This window comes from Streptomyces sp. NPDC001270 (assembly GCF_042896695.1).
Taxonomy (GTDB): Bacteria; Actinomycetota; Actinomycetes; order Streptomycetales; family Streptomycetaceae; genus Streptomyces.
Genome location: NZ_JBIAXM010000037.1, coordinates 1 through 20,593, shown reverse-complemented (window position 1 = coordinate 20,593; position 20,593 = coordinate 1). Strand labels below are relative to the sequence as shown.

Genomic DNA, 20,593 nt, shown 5'->3' with positions numbered 1-20,593 from the left:
CGTCCGCCGGTCCACGAGCCGGAGGTGCCCATGAGTGCGGAGGCCACTAACCCTGCGACGCCCGGTCCTGCAGTCCCTGCAGTGGCCCGCAGGAAGGCCCGCCCCCGGATCGATCTGCGCCGGCTCGGGCGGGCCGCGCTGATCGGCCCCGCGGCCCGCGACCGGCTGCCCGACGCCATCGGCCATGTCGTCGACGCCCACCGGGCCCACCACCCCGACGCCGACCTCGAACCGCTGCGCCGTGCCTACGTCCTGGCCGAGTCCTCGCACCGCGGCCAGCTGCGCAAGAGCGGCGAGCCCTACATCACGCACCCCCTCGCCGTGACCCTGATCCTCGCCGAACTCGGTGCCGAGACCACCACCTTGACGGCCTCCCTGCTCCACGACACGGTCGAGGACACGGATGTGACGCTGGACCAGGTGCGCGACCAGTTCGGCGAGGAGGTCCGCTACCTGGTCGACGGGGTCACCAAGTTGGAGAAGGTCGACTACGGGGCGGCCGCCGAACCCGAGACCTTCCGCAAGATGCTCGTCGCCACCGGCAACGACGTCCGCGTGATGTCGATCAAACTCGCCGACCGGCTGCACAACATGCGCACCCTCGGGGTGATGCGCCCCGAGAAACAGGCCCGGATCGCCAAGGTGACCCGCGACGTCCTGATCCCGCTCGCCGAACGGCTGGGCGTCCAGGCGCTCAAGACCGAACTGGAAGACCTCGTCTTCGCGATCCTCCACCCCGAGGAGTACGCGCGCACCCGGCAACTGATCGTCGACAACGCGACCCGCCCCGACGACCCCCTGGCCGTGATCGCCGACGAGACCCGTACGGTCCTGCGCGATGCCGGAATCCAGGCCGAAGTCCTCATCCGGCCGCGGCACTTCGTCTCCGTGCACCGCGTCTCCCGCAAACGGGGACGGCTGCGCGGCGCCGACTTCGGACGCCTGCTCGTCCTGGTCAACGAGGACGCGGACTGCTACGGCGTGCTGGGCGAACTGCACACCTGCATGACACCCGTCGTCTCGGAGTTCAAGGACTTCATCGCCGTACCCAAGTTCAACCTCTACCAGTCGTTGCACACCGCTGTCGCCCGCGCCGACGGCCAGGTCGCCGAAGTCCTCATCCGCACCCACCAGATGCACCGCGTCGCCGAGGCGGGCGTGGTCGCCCTCGGCAACCCCTACGCCCCGCCCGCCGACGAACACGCCTCGGCGGCCGACGGCGAACGCGCCGACCCGACTCGCCCCGGCTGGCTCTCCCGGCTCCTCGAATGGCAGCGGGGCGCCCCCGACCCGGACACCTTCTGGTCCACGCTCCGTGAAGACCTGGCCCAGGACCGCGAGATCACCGTCTTCCGGCCCGACGGCGGCACGCTGGGCCTGCCCGAGGGCGCGACCTGCGTGGACGCCGCCTACGCCCAGTACGGCGAGGACGCGCACGCCTGCATCGGCGCCCGCGTCAACGGCCGCCTCGCCACTCTCAGCACCGTCCTCAGGGACGGCGACTCCGTCCAGCTCCTCATGGGCCAGGACCCGGCCTCCGAACCCTCCCGGGACTGGCTGGAGCACGCCCACACCCCGGCCGCGCGGATCGCCATCCAGCGGTGGATCGCGGCACATCCCGAGGCGCCGGATCAGGATCCGGTGGGGGAGCCCGTGCGGTTCGGGCAGCGCCGTGCCGACACCGCCGGCACTCCCGGCGCCACGGCCGGTCCGCGGTCCGGGACGCCCGCCACCGACCCGACCGCGCCCGAGGCCGACCCCCGCCGTCCGGCTGCCGGAGCCGGGCACGAGGGAGCCGGCACTCCTGTCGGCGGTGCGCCGGGCGCGCACTCCGCGGGCAACGGCGTACGCGCCGGAGGCCCCGGCGCGCGCTCCAAGGGCCCCGGCACGCGTGCCAGGAGCGGTGGCCCCCGCCTCGGGGGCGCCGACCTCCTCGTCGACCGCCCCGGTGCCGTCGTACGACTCGCCGGGTGCTGTACGCCCGTGCCGCCCGACGAGATCACCGGCTTCTGCGTGCGCGGCGGCGTGGTGACCGTGCACCGCGTGCACTGCGCCGCGGTCAGCCGCATGAAAAGCGGGGGGCGCGCGGAGATCGGCGTGCGCTGGGGCGACAGCGCCGCGTGCCGGGTCACGCTGGTCGCCGAATCGTTCGGCCGCCCCCATCTGCTCGCCGACCTCACCGAGGCGATGGCCGTGGAGGGCGCCGAAATCGTCTCGGCGACCGTGGAGCCGCCCAGCCAGCAGCGCGTCCGTCACACCTACACCCTGCAACTGCCCGACGCGGCCCGTCTCCCGGCCCTGATGCGGGCCATGCGCAACGTACCCGGCGTGTACGACGTGGGCCGCGCCCAGCACCAGGACCCGCCCGCCTGAGCTGCTTTCCGGCCCGGGTGGGATTTCGGCATCCGGGGCGCGGCAGGGCGCCGGACCTCGGCCCGGCGCCCAGGTCGTGCCGAGTCCTGGCCTGCCCGGGGGCGTCCGGTGGCAGGCCAGGGTCGCCAGGGATGCCTAGGAGGGCGCGCGAAGCCGGGGAGGCCAGGGTGGTCTAGGAGGGGGCACGAAGCCAGGAAGGTCAGGGGAGCCCGGTGGTGTCAGGTGGCGACTTCGGGTGGCCTGGTTGCGTCCGGCGGCAGGTGGGTGCGGACCGACGGCGACGGGTCCTGACTCCTGATGATCTGTTGACGTCCGGCGGCTGCTTTGGATGACCTGGGCGCCCCCTGGCACCCCTGAGCGCCCCGGCGGCGCCCACCGGACCAACCCGTTCGGGTGGGCCGGGCGCGAGTCGCCACGGTCGCGCACGCGCGCGCTGGTAGCGGTGGTGCATGCTGCTCACCCCTCGCACCCGGTCGTCCCGGGCCGCCCGGGGCCGGAAGGCCGCCCTCCTGGCCGCCGCCGTGTCCCTGTGCCTGCTGTCCGCGAGCGCCCCCGCCGCACCGCTGGGCGTCGGCGACCGACTCTTCCCGTACCTCGGCAACCCCGGATACAACGTGGCGTCGTACGACCTCGACCTCACTTATCCCGGCAGCAACGACAAACCCCTCAAGGCCGTCACCACCATCGACGCCTGGACGACCACCGTCCTGGACCGGCTCAACCTCGACTTCGCGCACGGCACGGTCGAGTCCGTGGAGATCGACGGCAAGGCGGCTGGTTTCGCCCGGGCCGGGGACGACCTGGTCATCACCCCGGACAGGCCGCTTCCCCAGGGCGACTGGCTGCGGATCACCATTCGGCACACCAGTGACCCGAGGCCCGTCAAGGACCGGGACGGCGGCTGGGTGCGCACCACGGACGGCCTCGCCATGGCCAACCAGGCCGACGCCGCGCACCTCGTCTTCCCGTGCAACGACCACCCCTCCGACAAGGCGCTGTTCACCTTCCGGATCACCGCCCCCAACGACTACACGGCCGTCGCCAACGGCCTGCCGACCGGCGTGGACCGGGTCGGCTCCAAGACCACCTGGACGTATCGCAGCCAGCACCCCATGGCCACCGAACTCGCCCAGGTGTCCATCGGCCGCTCCAGCGTGCTGCACCGCAAGGGCCCGCACGGACTGCTGGTCCGCGACGTCGTGCCGACCGCCGACCGCAAGGCCCTCGAACCGTGGCTGGCCAAGACCCCCGACCAGATCGCCTGGATGGAGAGCAAGGTCGGAACGTACCCTTTCGAGACCTACGGCCTGCTCATGGCCCAGGCGGCTACCGGCTTCGAACTGGAGACACAGACGCTCTCCCTGTTCGAGAAGGGACTGTTCACCGAACCCGCCTACCCCAAGTGGTACGTCGAGTCGATCATGGTGCACGAGTTGTCCCACCAGTGGTTCGGCGACAGCGTCAGCCCGCGCTCGTGGTCCGACCTGTGGCTCAACGAGGGGCACGCCACCTGGTACGAAGCCCTCTACGCGGAGGAGAAGGCCGACCGGCCCATGGCGGACCGGATGAAGGCCGCCTACGGCGCCTCCGACCGCTGGCGGGACTCCGGCGGGCCGCCCGCCGCGCCCAAGCCGCCCAAGCCGGGCCAGAAGATCGGGATCTTCCGGCCGAACGTCTACGACGGCGCCGCGCTGGTTCTCTACGCACTGCGCCAGGAGATCGGGCGCCCCGCCTTCGAACGGCTGGAACGGGTCTGGGTGCGGACCCACCGGGACAACACCGCGACCACGGCCGACTACGAACGCCTCGCGTCGGCCATCGCCGGCCGTGACCTGACCGGGTTCTTCAAGGACTGGCTGTACGGCGCGAAGACCCCGCCGATGCCCGGACACCCGGACTGGAAGTCCACACCGCCCGCGAAGAACGCCTCGGGGCCGACCACGAAGAACGCCCACGGGCCCGCTGCGGGGAACGCCCACGGGCCCGCTGCGGGGAACGCCCACGGGCCGGCTACGGGGGGCGCCGCCCACGGGCCGACTGTGAAGAACGCCCATGGGCCGGCCACACGGCTGGCCCTGGAGCCGGTCACGAAAATCGCTCCGGAACCCCCCAGGAAGACCCCGGCGCTGACGGCCGCGGGCTGAGACCGGGCGATAAGCCGATGACGAGACGGGCCGTGCCGTGCGACCATCGTGAGGTCGGCGCGGCACGGGACCCGGGAATCTCCCGCGGCTCTCGTGCGTTGCACACAGTGACCGCCGTAACGGAATCCACTGCGACGTAAGGACCCAATGACCTCCTCTTCTTCCGCTTCCCAGGACACCAGGCGCAAGCGCCTCGCGCACGACCACCCCGAAGGTCTTCGGGCCGATGCCCTGATGGAAGAGGACGTCGCCTGGAGCCACGAACTCGACGGAGAGCGGGACGGCGACCAGTTCGACCGCTCCGAGCGCGCGGCCCTGCGCCGGGTGGTGGGTCTCTCCACCGAGCTGGAGGACGTCACCGAGGTCGAGTACCGGCAGCTCCGTCTGGAGCGGGTCGTGCTCGTCGGGGTGTGGACCTCCGGCACCGTGCAGGACGCCGACAACTCCCTCGCGGAGCTGGCTGCCCTCGCGGAGACCGCCGGGGCTCTGGTGCTCGACGGCGTCGTCCAGCGCCGCGACAAGGCCGACCCGGCCACCTACATCGGCTCCGGCAAGGCCGAGGAGCTGCGCGACATCGTCCTCGAAACGGGCGCGGACACCGTCATCTGCGACGGTGAACTGAGCCCGGGCCAGCTGATCCACCTGGAAGACGTCGTCAAGGTCAAGGTCATCGACCGTACGGCCCTGATCCTGGACATCTTCGCCCAGCACGCCAAGTCCCGGGAGGGCAAGGCGCAGGTCGCGCTCGCGCAGATGCAGTACATGCTGCCCAGGCTCCGCGGCTGGGGCCAGTCGCTGTCCCGCCAGATGGGCGGCGGCAAGGGCGGCGGCCTCGCCACCCGTGGTCCTGGTGAGACCAAGATCGAGACGGACCGGCGACGGATCCGCGAGAAGATGGCGAAGATGCGCCGGGAGATCGCGGAGATGAAGACCGGCCGCGAGATCAAGCGCCAGGAGCGCAGGCGCCACAAGGTGCCGTCCGTCGCCATCGCGGGCTACACCAACGCCGGCAAGTCGTCCCTGCTCAACCGCCTCACCGGCGCGGGCGTCCTGGTCGAGAACGCCCTGTTCGCGACCCTGGACCCGACGGTCCGCCGGGCCGAGACCCCGAGCGGCCGGGTGTACACGCTCGCCGACACCGTCGGCTTCGTCCGGCACCTGCCGCACCACCTGGTCGAGGCGTTCCGCTCCACCATGGAGGAGGTCGGTGACTCCGATCTGATCGTGCACGTGGTGGACGGCTCGCATCCGACCCCGGAGGAGCAGCTGGCGGCCGTGCGCGAGGTGATCAGGGATGTCGGCGCCACCGATGTGCCCGAGATCGTCGTGATCAACAAGGCGGACGCGGCCGACCCACTGGTGCTCCAGCGGCTGCTGCGCGTCGAGAAGCGGTCCATCGCGGTCTCGGCCCGCACCGGCCGGGGCATCGACGCACTGCTTGCGCTCATCGACGACGAACTGCCCAGGCCCTCGGTCGAGATCGAGGCCCTGGTGCCCTACACGCACGGCAAGCTGGTCGCCCGTACCCACGCCGAGGGCGAGGTGATCTCCGAGGAGCACACCGCGGAGGGCACCCTGCTCAAGGCACGGGTGCACGAGGAACTGGCGGCCGACCTCGCGCCGTACGTCCCCGCGCCGCTCGCCTGAGCCACCGCGGCGACACAGCCGGAAGGGCGAAGGCCCGCTCTCATGGAAGCTTCCTTCTGTGAGCGCGGGCCTTCGCCTTCGGTCTCCGCAGCCACTCCCTGTTCAACCTGCCGCAGCCATCCCTTGCCGCGCTGAAACGCGGCTGGGCGATGAGGAGGCGACGCACCCACGTGGCGAGGCGCCGGGCGGTCGGGCAGTGAAGGTTCCCCCGCGGACCCCCGACCGCCCCACATCCCGGGCCGCGCCGGCCGGCCGCTACCGGTCGGCGAATTCCCCGCTGACCGCGCTGTACACGTCCTTGGCCACATCCCCCAGCCGGGGCCCCGCCAGCCACCCCGAACTCTCCGGTCCGATGGACGTGTTGGACACCAGCACCGGCTTGCCGTCGGAACCGGTCTCCACCCAGCCACCACCGGACGATCCGCCGGTCATCGTGCAGCCGATGCGGTACATCGTCGGGTCCGTTTTGCTGATCGACAGCCGACCCGGCCGGTCCTGGCACCGATACAGCGACTGGCCGTCGAACGGCGCCGCCGCCGGATAACCGGTCGCCGTGACGCTCTGTACCCTCGGCGCCGCCGGGGCGGCGAAGTCCACCGGAAGCGCAGAACCGACCGTCTCCTCCAGCGACTTGCCACTGCCCCCCTGCTCGGGCGTCACATGGATCACGGCGAAGTCGTACGAGGCGCCCTCCCCGCCCGTCTGACCGCCCTGCTCGATCCACTGCTGCGAGGTCTGCGCCCAGTCACCCCACCAGACCCCGTACGGAGCGATCTGCTCCTTGGTGGCGCTCTGCACCTCCTCGTTCGTCATGCCCTGGTCGTTGTACGACGGCACGAACGCGATGTTGCGGTACCAGCCGCCCTTCTTGCCGGCATGCACGCAGTGCCCCGCGGTCCACACCAGGTTGGACTTGCCGGGATGTGCCGGGTCCTCCACCACTGTCGCCGAGCAGACCATCGTGCCCTCGGGGGAGTCGAAGAACACCTTGCCCGCTGTGGCGGCATTGGTGCGATACGGCGGCTGTACCGCCTGCGCCTTGACCGGTGCCGGCGTCGGGTCGGTCACACCCTGGTCACCGGAGAGGTCATTGTCGTCGACACCCCGGTCCGGGTCGTCGGCTGCCCGCATTCGGGCAGGGTCCCACAGGCCCTTGATGATCGGATTGATGAACTCGTTGGCCTCGCGCAGCCAGTCGTCCTTGTCCCAGTTCTTCCAGGCGCCGTTCTTCCACTGGTCGAGGTCGATCCCGTGCTCTTTGAGTTTGTCCTTGATGTCGTCGGGGATCGTGATCTTGCCGTCTCCACCGACCGCGGAGGCACTCGGCCCGCCGCCCGCGTCGTCGCTGCCACCGGTGCTGCACGCGGTGGCGGTGAGAACCAACGCCGAGGCGAGGGCGACGGCCGCCAGTACCGGGGAGGTTGTGCGGCGCGTGCCCCTCCCACGGCGAACGGTGAAGGACGGCCGTATCGATCGCATGGTCTTGACTCCCCCTGGTGGTAGAGAAACTCGGTGCCGCGACCGCGAAGCCGGTTGGAACTCCACGGCAGTTCAGGCCGCCCTCACGGCGCTCTGCGCACGGCACCACACACTATGCGCCCGCTGTGGGCGGCTCCCGACGGAACAGCAACAGCTACGTCACGACAAGGATCTTGAAGCAAACCGTAACCAGGTGGGCGGTCCGAGGTTGTAGCGGCGAGGGGCCTGCTGCCCATGCCCGGTCCCGTGGATCAACTCGCCTCTGGACAGCGGGAGGACTCGGAGCTGTGGCTGCGACCGATTCGGCAAGCGATTCGGTGTCCGGAGAGACGTCCGGAGGAGCGCACGCCGCGCACGACGGCACCCCGAAACCCCGACCGATCCGCGATTCGGTGACCCGTACCCGCGGCTACCACCACCCCGACGTTCCGATGCCGGTGCCCGGACTGCCCACCGGCCGCGCCGAGGGCAGCCACACGAACTGCGTGAAGGGCAAAAGCCGCTCGGGACAGGCAGCGGACGTGGGCGTAAGCCCGGCGGCGGCACGGCCGAGGGACGCGGATGCGGGCCAGGGGCGTCGGCGCGCCGCACCTGACCGGGCGAGCACGACAGCGGATCGGGTGAGGGAAACGGGTTCGAGGGGACAGGGACCGAGGGGAGTGGGTTCGAGGGGCGTGGGTCCGGGCCGGGGGCGGGGTCGGACGGGACAGCCGGGCGGGGTGTCCGGCGCGGTGAGCGGCCGGCCGCCGGGAGGACGGCGGCCACATTCCGTGACGCCACGCCGGTGCCGTGACCGGCCCGCCGAACTCGGCGGTCGTCCTGCCGGCAGCGAACGGCGATCGCCTCCGCCGACCATCGCCGACAGACAGCCGGTCACCATGGCTGACCGACTGACCAACACGGTGATGGCTGTGCCGGACGACGGCACCGAGCCCAACACCAGCCCCCCGGCACCCCGCAGGCCGCACCATCAGCTTCGGCACAGGCCGCACCGTTGGCTCCGATGCAGGCAACACCACCCGTCACGGCGCAGGCCGTATCGACACCACCCGTCCCAGCGGCTTTTTCGACGCAGGCCGTACCGGCCTTTCCGGCACAGGCCGCACCAGACTCTCCGGCACCGCACCCTCCGCACTGACCACATCCCCCGGACGGGAGCTACGGGCCGGACGGGAGAGACAGGCTGGTCGGCACACGCGGGATGGCCACAACAACTCATGACGTCACCCCGCCCCGGCACCCTCCCGTGAGCCTCTTACCCGTGAGTCTCTTGAGTCACGTACTCCCTATGCCACCGTCCCTTCGCCCCTTCAAGGAACCATCACGTTCGCTCCCTCATGAACCACCTCCCCTCACCATCGCGTCACCGCCCCCGACTCTTCGCCGTACGAGGCCGAGGGACCTCGGAGGCCATCGATCACCTGCTCCGCGCGCTCCCAAGGAACAGTCTTGAACGCCAACTCCACCCCCTGCGGCCGTTCCCACGCCCGTGACACCGCCTTCCGGAAGACTCAGCCCTCGCCGTCACCGACAGCCGAGCGGGTACCCGAGCAGCGACCACGGACTCCGGAAGCGAACCGCCCACGCAGCGCATCCGACGACCTACTGGAGCATCCCGACCCCCATACGGCCGCCCAGAGCGCCGCCGTGGAGAACCTGCTCCGCTGCTGGGTCCGCGAGACGAACCTCACTGCACCCGACGGCGGCACCCACACGGTCCGTATCCCGCTGCCGAAGAGCGGCACTGCCCTGACAACACCCGTTCGCTACTGGTCCCCGACCGGCTGGCACCGCTTCGGCCTCCCACACTTGACCGATGCTCCTGAGAGCGCCCCACCGGTCGACGCCGCGACGCTCGCCGCCTTGATCGCCCGGGAGACGGCCGGTGGCACCGACACCAACCCCGTCGCCCCGGACACCGCGGTGATCAGCGACTCCGGAGACCTGGTAGCACGGGTGGCCGATTCAGCCCGTCGTACCGCCGCCTTCATCGGCGACCGCCGTGCCCACCCCGCCGACGGCCACGACCGGTTCCTCAGCGCCGAACAGGCGCTCCTGCTCGGGCACCCGCTGCACCCCACCCCGAAGAGTCGCGAAGGTCTGTCCGAAGCCGAAGCCCGCCCGTACTCACCGGAATTGCGCGGCTCCTTCCCTCTGCACTGGCTGGCCGTGGCACCTCCCTTGCTCGTCACCGATTCGGCCTGGACCGAACGCGGACGTCCCCTTCGCGCGCAGCACCTCGTGACACGGCTCGCCGGCCCAGGGCTGCCCCTGCCCGACGGGTACGCCGCTCTGCCCCTGCACCCCTGGCAGTCGCGGGAGATCCGGCACCGCGAGGACATCGTTGCCCTTCTCGACGCGGGGCTGCTCCGGGAACTCGGTCCCTTCGGCTCCCCCTGGAATCCCACCTCCTCCGTACGTACCGTTCACCACTCCGGCGCTCCCGCGATGCTCAAACTCTCGCTGGGCCTCCGGATCACCAATTCCCGTCGGGAGAACCTCCGTAAGGAACTCCACCGCGGTGTCGAGGTACACCGCTTGTTGCGTTCCGGCCTGTCCCAGCAGTGGAAAGCCGCGCACCCAGGCTTCGACATCGTCCGTGACCCTGCGTGGCTGGCCGTCGACGACCCGGTCGGCCGGCCCGTCCAGGGCCTCGACGTGGTGATCCGGCACAACCCCTTCGCACCGGCCGACGACGTCTGCTGCATTGCCGGACTCGTCGCGCCCCGGCCCATGCCGCGCCCCGACGCGGGCCCGCACCCCGTGTCCCCGGGAACACGACCGCACGGGTCACGCCTGGCCGAAGTCGTCACGCGGATCGCCGAGCGGACCGGCCGTCCCCGTGGAGCGGTGGCCGTGGAATGGTTCCTGCGCTACCTGGAACAGATCGTGCGTCCCGTGCTGTGGCTGGACAGCGAGACGGGGATCGCCCTGGAGGCACACCAGCAGAACACGTTGCTCCTGCTGGACGGCGACGGCTGGCCCGCTGGTGGCCGCTACCGCGACAACCAGGGCTACTACTTCCGCGAGTCCCGACGAGCCGAACTCGACGCCCGACTGCCCGGCATCGGCGAGCACAGCGACACGTTCGTCTCCGACGAGGTCACCGACGAGCGTTTCGCCTACTACCTCGCCATCAACAATGTGTTCGGCCTGATCGGTGCTTTCGGTTCACAGCAACTCGCCGACGAGCACCTGCTGCTGGCCGCGTTCCGTCGCTTCCTCGCCGGCACCGTCGTGGGGCCCACACCGCTGCGGACTTCACTGCCCGCCCGCCTGCTCGACTCTCCGGTCCTGCGCTGCAAGGCCAACCTGCTGACCCGGCTGCACGGCCTCGACGAACTCGTCGGGCCGGTGGACACCCAGTCCGTCTACGTCACCATCGCCAACCCCCTTCACTCCTGAACCGAACAACACCCACTTCCATCACCCTCCGAGGAATGCGATTCACCTCGGGCCCCGAGAGGAGCGCGCCGTGCCTCCCGCCGACGCGAGCACCGATGCCGACCCGATCCCCGCTCACCCGGGCTCCTCCGACTCCGGAGGGAACAGCGAGGACACGCTGGACCTGCGTCTCCCCGACGAACTCGTCGCTCTCTTCGCAGGGGAGCCGGACGACGACGAAGGCAGGAAGGCTGCTGGTCCGCTCGCTACGACCGGTGAACAAGGGCCGCCTTCGGTGGGGGCTGCGGTGGGCCCAGCGGCGGATGTCGGTTGGCGCCCACGGGAGTTGGACTCCGAACTGGACTGCCCGCCGCCGGACACCGTCTCGTCCTTCGCGGTCTCGTCCTTCACGGGCGAGGCCGACGGCCCGGGCATTGGAGCGACTGCTCGGTCGTTCTCCGTGGCGGGCGCCACCATGGTCTCCATCGCGGGCGACGACCTGCTCGACCATGTCGCGGCCTGGGGTGCGACCACGACGTCCGCGGGCCGGTTCCAACTGGTCCCCGTCCGCCTCAACCACGATCTTCCGCTCATCAGCCGTTGGATGAACGACCCGGCGGTCGCGGCGTTCTGGGAACTGGCCGGTTCACCGGAGCGGACCGAGGCCCACCTGCGTGCGCACCTCACAGGTGACGGCCGCAGCGTTCCGTGCCTCGGCATGCTGGACGACACTCCGATGAGCTACTGGGAGATCTATCGGGCCGACCTGGACCCGCTGGCCCGCCACTATCCGGCCCGTCCGCACGACACCGGAATCCATCTCCTGGTCGGTGGTGTCGCCGACCGGGGCCGGGGTCTTGGATCCACGCTGCTCAGAGCCGTGGCCGACTTGGTGATGAGCCGACGGCCGACCTGCGCACGAGTCGTGGCCGAGCCTGACCTTCGCAACACTCCGTCCATCGCCGCCTTCCTGAGCGCAGGCTTCCGATTCACCGCCGAGGTCGAACTGCCCGCCAAGCGGGCCGCTCTGATGATGCGCGACCGGTCACTGCGCGATGTGCTGTAGCGCCGAGTGACGACGCGTTCACATGTAGTACGAATCTCGCGTCGATCCGGTTCCCGTTCTCGCACTGTCAATGTCGACCGGGAAGCCGGACTGCCGGTCCGCTGCGGTCTCTCGCGGTTTCCGAATCCGTGGCTTCCCGTCTCCGACCCGGCGCCGCCGTCTCGTCCCGTATCCGCCGAGGAGTCCCGCGATGATCCGCCCAGACCTTCCCCGACCCCTGCCGGGGCCGCCCGGCCCACCGCTTGGCCCTCGTTCCGGCGTCGGCCGAACGCCCCCTTTCACCGGGCCGCCCCTCCTCCCCGTCTTGATCGCGCGTTTGTCGGTGCCGGGCCGTAGGGTGGTCGGGCTATGACGAAGCCCTCACTCCCCGAACTCCTCCATGCCGCTGTCGAGGCCGTCGGCGGCACGGAGCGCCCCGGTCAGGTGACCATGGCCGAATCGGTCGCCGAAGCGATCGACGACGGATCCCATCTGCTGGTCCAGGCCGGCACCGGCACCGGTAAGTCCCTGGGTTACCTGGTGCCCGCGCTCGCCCACGGGGAGCGCGTGGTCGTCGCGACCGCCACGCTGGCCCTGCAGCGCCAGTTGGTGGAGCGTGATCTCCCCCGCACGGTCGAGGCGCTGCACCCGCTGCTGCGCCGGCGCCCGGAGTTCGCGATGCTCAAGGGGCGGTCGAACTATCTGTGTCTGCACCGTCTTCATGAGGGTGTGCCGCAGGACGAGGAGGAAGGGCTCTTCGATCAGTTCGAGGCGGCGGCACCGACCAGCAAGCTGGGCCAGGACCTGCTCCGGCTGCGGGACTGGGCGGACGAGACCGAGACGGGGGACCGGGACGATCTGACCCCGGGGGTGTCCGACCGTGCCTGGGCCCAGGTGTCGGTCTCCTCCCGGGAGTGTCTGGGCGCCTCGAAGTGTGCGTACGGCGCGGAGTGCTTCGCCGAGATGGCCCGAGAGCGGGCCAAACTCGCCGAGGTGGTCGTCACCAACCACGCCTTGCTCGCGATCGACGCCATCGAGGGTGCCCCGGTGCTTCCCCAGCACGAGGTGCTGATCGTGGACGAGGCGCACGAACTCGTTTCGCGCGTCACCGGCGTCGCGACCGGTGAGCTGACCCCGGGCCAGGTCAACCGGGCGGTGCGCCGCGCCGCGAAGCTGGTCAACGAGAAGGCCGCGGACCAGCTCCAGACCGCGGCCGAGGGCTTCGAGCGGCTGATGGAACTGGCCTTGCCCGGCCGCTTGGAGGAGATCCCGGAGGATCTCGCCTACGCCCTGATGGCCCTGAGGGACGCCGCTCGCACGGTCATCTCCGGGATCGGCGCGACCCGGGACAAGTCGGTGCAGGACGAGGACGCCGTCCGTAAACAGGCCCTGGCATCGGTGGAGACGGTGCACGACGTCGCGGAGCGTGTGGTGAACGGCTCCGAGTGGGACGTCGTCTGGTACGAACGCCACGACCGGTTCGGTGCTTCCCTCCGGGTCGCCCCCATGTCCGTGTCCGGGCTCCTCAGGGAGAAGCTCTTCGCGGACCGTTCCGTCGTCCTCGCGTCGGCGACGCTCCAGCTGGGGGGCGATTTCAACGGGATCGGAGCCTCCCTCGGCCTCGCCCCGGAGGGCACGGAGGGAGAGGACCTCCCCCGGTGGAAGGGCATCGACGTCGGCTCGCCCTTCGACTACCGCAAACAGGGCATCCTGTACGTGGCCAAGCACCTGTCCCGTCCGGCCAGGGACGGCGACCGCGCCGATATGCTCGACGAACTGGCCGAACTCATCCAGGCGGCGGGCGGTCGCGCGCTCGGCCTCTTCTCCTCCATGCGGGCCGCCCAGCTCGCCGCCGAGGAACTGCGGTCGCGTATCCCTGAGTTCCCGATCCTGCTCCAGGGCGAGGAGACCCTCGGTGAGTTGATCAAGAATTTCGCCGCCGACCCCAAGACCTGCCTGTTCGGCACGCTGTCGCTGTGGCAGGGCGTCGACGTCCCGGGAACCAGCTGCCAACTGGTCGTGATGGACAAGATTCCTTTCCCGCGCCCTGACGATCCGCTGATGAGCGCCCGGCAGAAGGCGGTGGAGGACGCGGGCGGCAACGGCTTCATGGCCGTCGCCGCCACTCATGCGGCACTCCTGATGGCGCAGGGCGCAGGCCGGCTCGTCCGGGCGTCCGGCGACCGGGGTGTGGTCGCCGTACTGGACCAGCGGCTGGCGACGGCACGGTACGGCGGTTACCTCAAGGCGTCACTGCCCGACTTCTGGTACACCACGGACCGTAACCAGGTGCGTAAGTCCCTCGCCGCCATCGATGCTGTCGCGCAGCAGGCGGAAGCACAGTGATCATGGGGTCGGCCTGTCCCTGAGCGGGGACAGGCCGACCGAAGACGCTGAGCCGACGGCGGCCGGCTTCCATAGAGACGGCTGGCTTCCGTAGACACGACGGCGGTCGTGAGATACGACGGCGGCCGTTGTCCGCACATACGAGCAGGGCCCCGGAACCGGCGCAGGGGTTCCGGGGCCCGGTCAGGGGACGAACCGACGGCTCGTCCGTCCGGCCGTCAGACGCGGCGCAGGACGGCGACGACCTTGCCCAGGATGGTCGCGTCGTCGCCGGGGATCGGCTCGTACGCCGAGTTGTGCGGGAGGAGCCAGACGTGGCCGTCCTCGCGCTTGAAGCGCTTGACGGTGGCCTCGCCGTCGAGCATCGCGGCGACGATGTCCCCGTTCTCGGCGACCGGCTGGCGGCGGACGGCGACCCAGTCGCCGTCGCAGATCGCGGCCTCGATCATGGAATCGCCGACAACCTTCAGGACGAACAGTTCGCCGTCGCCCACCAGCTGGCGGGGGAGGGGGAAGACGTCCTCGACCGACTCCTCGGCCAGGATCGGGCCACCGGCGGCGATACGGCCGACCAAGGGCACGTAGGAAGCGGCGGGCTTGCCGGCGGTGTCCGTGGGCTGCACGGTCACGGTCTGGTCGGAGCCGCGGACCTCGTACGCGCGCGGGCGGTGCGGGTCGCGACGCAGGAATCCCTTGCGCTCTAGCGCCATCAGCTGGTGCGCGACAGAGGAGGTGCTGGACAGGCCCACCGCCTGGCCGATCTCCCGCATCGACGGTGGGTAACCACGCCGCTGCACGGAGTCCCTGATGACCTCGATGACTCGGCGCTGCCGATCGGTGAGCCCTGAACTGTCCGCCCGGATGCCTGGAGGTCGGCCAGGCATGGAGCGCTTGTGCGCTTCGGGACTCGCGGCATCGTTCATGGCATGTACCGGCTCAATTCGGCCCTGGGGGCGGTCCTGGGCAGTGATGGCGGCACTGTCTGCGGTCGTGGTCACGTCGGCCCCTCTCGATGGTCTCCCTGCTGCACAACGGTAGTTGCTTTCGAAAGGTTGCGCCAAACACACGTTCGAGTGAAAAAACGCGATTCATCTCGCGTGATCACATGTCTGGGTGTATGGCTGACGCGGTACCTAGCGGATAAAGAGACTCATTGTTGTACTCTTCACCGCCGAGGTGCCGACCTCGTGGGTTGTGCAGTCAGTCTGCCATCCGGCGGCCCGTCGGCCGGGAGCCGGTCCTCATCTGCGCCGGAGTCCTACGTGTCCTCCGTGCGGCATCCACGGTATCTCCGTATTCCCCGCGCGGTGCCCGCGCGACACGCGTGTGCGCTGAAGTATTGAGCCAAGCACCACATCTAGTGGTTGGATTGCCACAGCTACCCACAAGTTGTGGTCCCCCGGGTCTTCGATATCCGGGAGATCGCCTATGCTGGTGGCTGCTTCGAGGGACGCGGGTGGTCTGTCGAGGCCATTGAGTCTGCTGTGAGGAGGGTTGGAGATCATGCACTGCCCCTTCTGCAGGCACCCCGACAGCCGTGTCGTGGACAGTCGTACGACCGACGACGGCACGTCGATCCGCAGGCGCCGACAATGCCCGGACTGCTCCCGTCGCTTCACGACCGTGGAGACGTGTTCGCTCATGGTGGTCAAGCGGTCGGGGGTCACCGAGCCCTTCAGTCGTACCAAGGTCATCAACGGCGTGCGCAAGGCATGTCAGGGGCGGCCTGTCACGGAGGACGCGCTCGCCCAGCTCGGCCAACGGGTCGAGGAGGCGGTGCGGGCCACCGGAAGCGCCGAGCTGACCACGCATGACGTGGGGCTGGCCATACTCGGCCCCCTGCAGGAACTGGACCTCGTCGCCTTTCTGCGGTTCGCGTCCGTCTACCGGGCGTTCGACTCGCTTGAGGACTTCGAGGCGGCGATCGCCGAGCTGAGGGAAGTGAGGCAAGGCCCTGCCGCGGACGACGAAGACGCGGGATCGGGGGGCCGGAAGGATGAGCGCGGGCGCGGAGGGGCCGCCGAGGCCCCGGTGCCCGCCCACGCCGCCGACTGAGGGCGCGCCGGAACGGACCAGTGGTCCGGAATTCCGGCCCCACGGCGGCGATCGAAGACTTGTTGCGGGCGGCAGCGCAGGGTGCTCGCAACACATGACAGAACACCGTGCCACGGGAACATCGGGGCACTTCAGGGCGTTTTAGCCCGTACAGGGAGGCGGCATGACAGAGACGGCGAGCGGTCCGGCACGAGGTTCCCGAGCCAAGGGCGCCAAGGCCACCAAGGGGCTGCGTGTCGAGCGCATCCACACCACTCCCGGCGTACACCCGTACGACGAGGTCGAGTGGGCGCGCCGTGACGTCGTCATGACCAACTGGCGCGACGGCTCGGTCAATTTCGAGCAGCGTGGCGTCGAGTTCCCCGACTTCTGGTCGGTGAACGCGGTCAACATCGTCACCAGCAAGTACTTCCGTGGTGCCGTGGGCACCCCGCAGCGCGAGACCAGCCTCAAGCAGCTGATCGACCGCATCGTGAAGACGTACCGGAAGGCCGGTGAGGACTACAAGTACTTCGCCTCGCCCGCCGACGCCGAGATCTTCGAGCACGAGCTGGCGTACGCCCTCCTGCACCAGATCTTCAGCTTCAACAGCCCCGTCTGGTTCAACGTGGGCACGCCCCAGCCCCAGCAGGTCTCCGCCTGCTTCATCCTGTCCGTCGACGACTCCATGGAGTCGATCCTCGACTGGTACAAGGAAGAGGGGATGATCTTCAAGGGCGGCTCCGGTGCCGGCCTGAACCTCTCCCGCATCCGCTCCTCCAAGGAACTGCTCTCCTCCGGCGGCAATGCCTCCGGTCCGGTCTCCTTCATGCGCGGCGCCGACGCCTCCGCAGGAACGATCAAGTCCGGCGGAGCCACCCGCAGGGCCGCCAAGATGGTCATCCTCGACGTCGACCACCCCGACATCGAGGATTTCATCGAGACCAAGGTGAAGGAGGAGGAGAAGATCCGCGCCCTGCGCGACGCGGGCTTCGACATGGACCTGGGCGGCGAGGACATCACGTCCGTCCAGTACCAGAACGCCAACAACTCGGTCCGCGTGAACGACGAGTTCATGAAGGCCGTCGAGCAGGGTGGGAAGTTCGGCCTCCGCGCGCGGATGACCGGTGAGGTCATCGAGGAGGTCGAGGCCAAGGACCTGTTCCGCAAGATGGCCGAGGCCGCCTGGGCCTGCGCCGACCCCGGCATCCAGTACGACGACACCATCAACCACTGGCACACCTGCCCGGAGTCCGGCCGGATCAACGGCTCGAACCCCTGCAGCGAGTACATGCACCTGGACAACACGTCCTGCAACCTCGCCTCGCTGAACCTGATGAAGTTCCTGAAGGACGACGGCAAGGGCCACCAGTCGTTCGAGGTCGAGCGCTTCGCGAAGGTCGTCGAACTCGTCATCACCGCGATGGACATCTCCATCTGCTTCGCCGACTTCCCGACCCAGAAGATCGGCGAGAACACGCGTGCGTTCCGCCAGCTCGGCATCGGCTACGCCAACCTGGGCGCCCTGCTGATGGCCACCGGCCACGCCTACGACTCCGACGGCGGCCGTGCCCTCGCCGGTGCCATCACCTCCCTGATGACCGGTACGTCCTACCGCCGCTCCGCCGAACTCGCCGCGGTCGTCGGCCCGTACGACGGCTACGCCCGCAACGCCGACGCCCACAAGCGCGTCATGAAGCAGCACGCCGACGCCAACGGCACGGCCGTCCGCATGGACGACCTGGACACGCCGGTCTGGGCCGCCGCCACGGAGGCATGGCAGGACGTGGTGCGCCTCGGCGAGAAGAACGGCTTCCGCAACGCCCAGGCTTCCGTCATCGCGCCGACCGGCACCATCGGCCTCGCGATGTCCTGCGACACCACCGGCCTGGAGCCGGACCTCGCCCTGGTCAAGTTCAAGAAGCTGGTCGGCGGCGGCTCGATGCAGATCGTCAATGGCACCGTCCCGCAGGCCCTGCGCCGCCTGGGCTACCAGGAGGAGCAGATCGAGGCGATCGTCGCCCACATCGCCGAGCACGGCAACGTGCTCGACGCCCCCGGCCTCAAGCACGAGCACTACGAGGTGTTCGACTGCGCCATGGGCGAGCGGGCGATCTCCCCGATGGGCCACGTCCGCATGATGGCCGCGATCCAGCCGTGGATCTCCGGCGCCCTGTCCAAGACGGTCAACATGCCGGAGACGGCGACCGTCGAGGAGGTCGAGGAGATCTACTTCGAGGCGTGGAAGATGGGCGTGAAGGCCCTCGCGATCTACCGCGACAACTGCAAGGTCGGGCAGCCGCTCTCCGCCAAGAAGAAGGACGACGAGAAGAAGACCGAGGTCAAGGCCGAGGCGACCGCCAAGGTCGAGAAGGTCGTCGAGTACCGTCCGGTCCGCAAGCGCCTCCCGAAGGGACGTCCCGGCATCACCACGTCGTTCACCGTCGGCGGCGCCGAGGGCTACATGACGGCCAATTCCTACCCGGACGACGGTCTCGGCGAGGTCTTCCTGAAGATGTCCAAGCAGGGCTCGACCCTCGCGGGCATGATGGACGCCTTCTCCATCGCCGTCTCCGTCGGCCTCCAGTACGGCGTGCCCCTGGAGACGTACGTCTCCAAGTTCACCAACATGCGCTTCGAACCGGCCGGCATGACCGACGACCCGGACGTGCGGATGGCGCAGTCGATCGTCGACTACATCTTCCGCCGTCTGGCCCTGGACTTCCTGCCGTTCGAGACGCGCTCCGCGCTCGGCATCCACTCCGCCGAGGAGCGCCAGCGCCACCTGGAGACCGGTTCCTACGAGCCGACCGAGGACGAAGTCGACGTGGAGGGTCTGGCCCAGTCCGCGCCGCGCCAGACCGACCTGAAGGCCGTGTCCACCCCGCAGGCCGACACCGCCGTGGCCAAGCCCGCCCCGAAGCAGGCACACACCAGCGCCGAACTGGTGGAGATGCAGCTCGGCATCCAGGCCGACGCACCGCTGTGCTTCTCCTGCGGCACGAAGATGCAGCGAGCCGGTTCCTGCTACATCTGCGAGGGCTGCGGCTCGACCAGCGGTTGCAGCTGAAACTGGGCGGAATTGCGTCGGATGCAACATACGACGTAGCTGAACCCGAAGCGTGATCTCTGTGAGGGAGGGGCGTCGGCCCTGGGCCGGCGCCCCTCCCTTCTGCGGTTGGTACGCCACGACTGCGTTCGGGGGGCGCGTGTCGCGCCGAAGGCGCGAGAAGAGATCGTTCCGAGGGTGCAAGCCCTCTGGAATGACAAACGCCCGGCCTTGTAGGGGGCCGGGCGGTCGTTGCAATCAGGAACTTTGTGTCCTGCGCGGTGTAGGAACCGCATGAAGCTTCCCCTTGATCGTGGACACCTGGAGACTGGGACCTGAGGTTCCAGAGGAAGTAGCACCAGGTGGGAAGCAAGTACACGAAGCGGTACACCGAGGAGTTCAAACGTGACGCCATCGCGCTCGTCGACTCCTCGGGCAAGACGGTCACCGCCGTCGCCCGGGAACTCGGCATCAGCTCCGAGTCCCTGCGCGGCTGGTACCGCAAGGCCAAGGCCGACCGGGGCGAGGACCAGGGCGGCGAGCTGACCAGCGCCGAGCGCGAGGAACTGCGGCGGCTGCGGCGGGAGAACCGCGAACAGCAGCAGACGATCGAGATCCTGAAAAAAGGTGTGCTACTCGGCTTGAACTCGTAGTCGCCGGTCACTCGATCTTCGGCGCGTCCATGGTCAGCCTGGTCCCGGCGAGGCAGCCGTCGATCAGATGGGGACGGTACTGGATCTTCTTGAGCTTGCGCTTGACGATGCGGGTGAGGCTTGCGAGGTCGGCCGCGACGAAGTTGGCGATCGACTGCTTGAGCAGCGACCAGACGCCTTCGGCGGGGTTGAGCTCGGGAGCGTACGAGGGCATCTGGAACACCCGTAACCACGCCTTGTTCTCCTCGGCGAAGTCGTAGAGCTCCTGCACCAGGTGCACGTTGAGGTTGTCCCAGCACCACACGACCGGAGCCCCAAGTTGCAGGTGGGTCACCACGATCAGGTCGCGGTAGTCCTGCCAGGAGAAGCTCTTGGGCTCGCCCTTGCGCCCGTGGTAGACGTGCAACTTGTAGAAGAAGTGGGCACGGTGGCCGGGACG

General features: G+C 69.4%; 12 protein-coding genes. 9 read left to right on the top strand and 3 right to left on the bottom strand.

What is annotated here, in order from left to right:
- The first annotated feature begins 30 nt into the window (after window positions 1–30).
- From ACFY2B_RS38560 to hflX, 3 genes are all read left to right on the top strand, one after another.
- Window positions 31–2,373, top strand: coding sequence for a RelA/SpoT family protein (locus ACFY2B_RS38560; RefSeq protein WP_390767717.1), 2,343 nt, complete (start codon window positions 31–33; stop codon window positions 2,371–2,373).
- 449 nt (window positions 2,374–2,822) lie between these two features.
- Window positions 2,823–4,517, top strand: a complete 1,695-nt coding sequence (locus tag ACFY2B_RS38555) for a M1 family metallopeptidase (protein WP_390767716.1) — start codon at window positions 2,823–2,825, stop codon at window positions 4,515–4,517.
- Between the two features lie 147 nt (window positions 4,518–4,664).
- Window positions 4,665–6,164, top strand: a complete 1,500-nt coding sequence (gene hflX / locus ACFY2B_RS38550; protein WP_390767715.1) for a GTPase HflX — start codon at window positions 4,665–4,667, stop codon at window positions 6,162–6,164.
- Window positions 6,165–6,419: 255 nt separating this feature from the next.
- Here hflX and ACFY2B_RS38545 read toward each other — a convergent pair whose 3' ends face one another.
- Entirely contained in the window at window positions 6,420–7,643 is a 1,224-nt protein-coding gene (locus tag ACFY2B_RS38545; RefSeq protein WP_390767714.1) for a trypsin-like serine peptidase, read from the bottom strand.
- A gap of 1,449 nt (window positions 7,644–9,092) precedes the next feature.
- Between ACFY2B_RS38545 and ACFY2B_RS38540 the strand changes: the two genes are divergently transcribed.
- The 3 genes from ACFY2B_RS38540 to ACFY2B_RS38530 all read left to right on the top strand — a co-directional run bounded on the left by ACFY2B_RS38540 (window position 9,093) and on the right by ACFY2B_RS38530 (window position 14,418).
- Window positions 9,093–11,048 (top strand): IucA/IucC family protein, encoded by a 1,956-nt coding sequence (locus ACFY2B_RS38540; RefSeq protein WP_390767713.1) that lies wholly within the window; start codon window positions 9,093–9,095, stop codon window positions 11,046–11,048.
- A gap of 70 nt (window positions 11,049–11,118) precedes the next feature.
- Window positions 11,119–12,093, top strand: a complete 975-nt coding sequence (locus tag ACFY2B_RS38535) for a GNAT family N-acetyltransferase (RefSeq protein WP_390767712.1) — start codon at window positions 11,119–11,121, stop codon at window positions 12,091–12,093.
- 348 nt (window positions 12,094–12,441) lie between these two features.
- On the top strand, window positions 12,442–14,418 hold the full coding sequence (locus ACFY2B_RS38530; RefSeq protein ID WP_390767711.1) for an ATP-dependent DNA helicase: 1,977 nt from the start codon (window positions 12,442–12,444) through the stop codon (window positions 14,416–14,418).
- Window positions 14,419–14,636: 218 nt separating this feature from the next.
- Here ACFY2B_RS38530 and lexA read toward each other — a convergent pair whose 3' ends face one another.
- Window positions 14,637–15,416, bottom strand: coding sequence for a transcriptional repressor LexA (gene lexA / locus ACFY2B_RS38525; protein WP_376533620.1), 780 nt, complete (start codon window positions 15,414–15,416; stop codon window positions 14,637–14,639).
- Window positions 15,417–15,921: 505 nt separating this feature from the next.
- Between lexA and nrdR the strand changes: the two genes are divergently transcribed.
- The 3 genes from nrdR (at window position 15,922) to ACFY2B_RS38510 (ending at window position 20,154) form a co-directional block, all read left to right on the top strand.
- Window positions 15,922–16,473, top strand: a complete 552-nt coding sequence (gene nrdR / locus ACFY2B_RS38520) for a transcriptional regulator NrdR (RefSeq protein WP_390767710.1) — start codon at window positions 15,922–15,924, stop codon at window positions 16,471–16,473.
- Between the two features lie 163 nt (window positions 16,474–16,636).
- Window positions 16,637–19,522 (top strand): vitamin B12-dependent ribonucleotide reductase, encoded by a 2,886-nt coding sequence (locus ACFY2B_RS38515; RefSeq protein WP_390767709.1) that lies wholly within the window; start codon window positions 16,637–16,639, stop codon window positions 19,520–19,522.
- A 341-nt stretch (window positions 19,523–19,863) separates the two neighbouring features.
- Window positions 19,864–20,154 (top strand): transposase, encoded by a 291-nt coding sequence (locus tag ACFY2B_RS38510; RefSeq protein ID WP_390767708.1) that lies wholly within the window; start codon window positions 19,864–19,866, stop codon window positions 20,152–20,154.
- Between the two features lie 7 nt (window positions 20,155–20,161).
- Here ACFY2B_RS38510 and ACFY2B_RS38505 read toward each other — a convergent pair.
- Window positions 20,162–20,593: transposase (locus ACFY2B_RS38505; RefSeq protein WP_390767707.1), on the bottom strand; the 432-nt coding region annotated here is incomplete at its 5' end.

Coding starts and splice junctions, on each gene's coding strand:
- ACFY2B_RS38515 (WP_390767709.1), top strand. CDS start 16,637: ATGACAGAGACGGCGAGCGGTCCGGCACGAGGTTCCCGAGCCAAGGGC.
- ACFY2B_RS38530 (WP_390767711.1), top strand. CDS start 12,442: ATGACGAAGCCCTCACTCCCCGAACTCCTCCATGCCGCTGTCGAGGCC.
- ACFY2B_RS38545 (WP_390767714.1), bottom strand. CDS start 7,643: ATGCGATCGATACGGCCGTCCTTCACCGTTCGCCGTGGGAGGGGCACG.
- nrdR (WP_390767710.1), top strand. CDS start 15,922: ATGCACTGCCCCTTCTGCAGGCACCCCGACAGCCGTGTCGTGGACAGT.
- ACFY2B_RS38560 (WP_390767717.1), top strand. CDS start 31: ATGAGTGCGGAGGCCACTAACCCTGCGACGCCCGGTCCTGCAGTCCCT.
- ACFY2B_RS38555 (WP_390767716.1), top strand. CDS start 2,823: ATGCTGCTCACCCCTCGCACCCGGTCGTCCCGGGCCGCCCGGGGCCGG.
- hflX (WP_390767715.1), top strand. CDS start 4,665: ATGACCTCCTCTTCTTCCGCTTCCCAGGACACCAGGCGCAAGCGCCTC.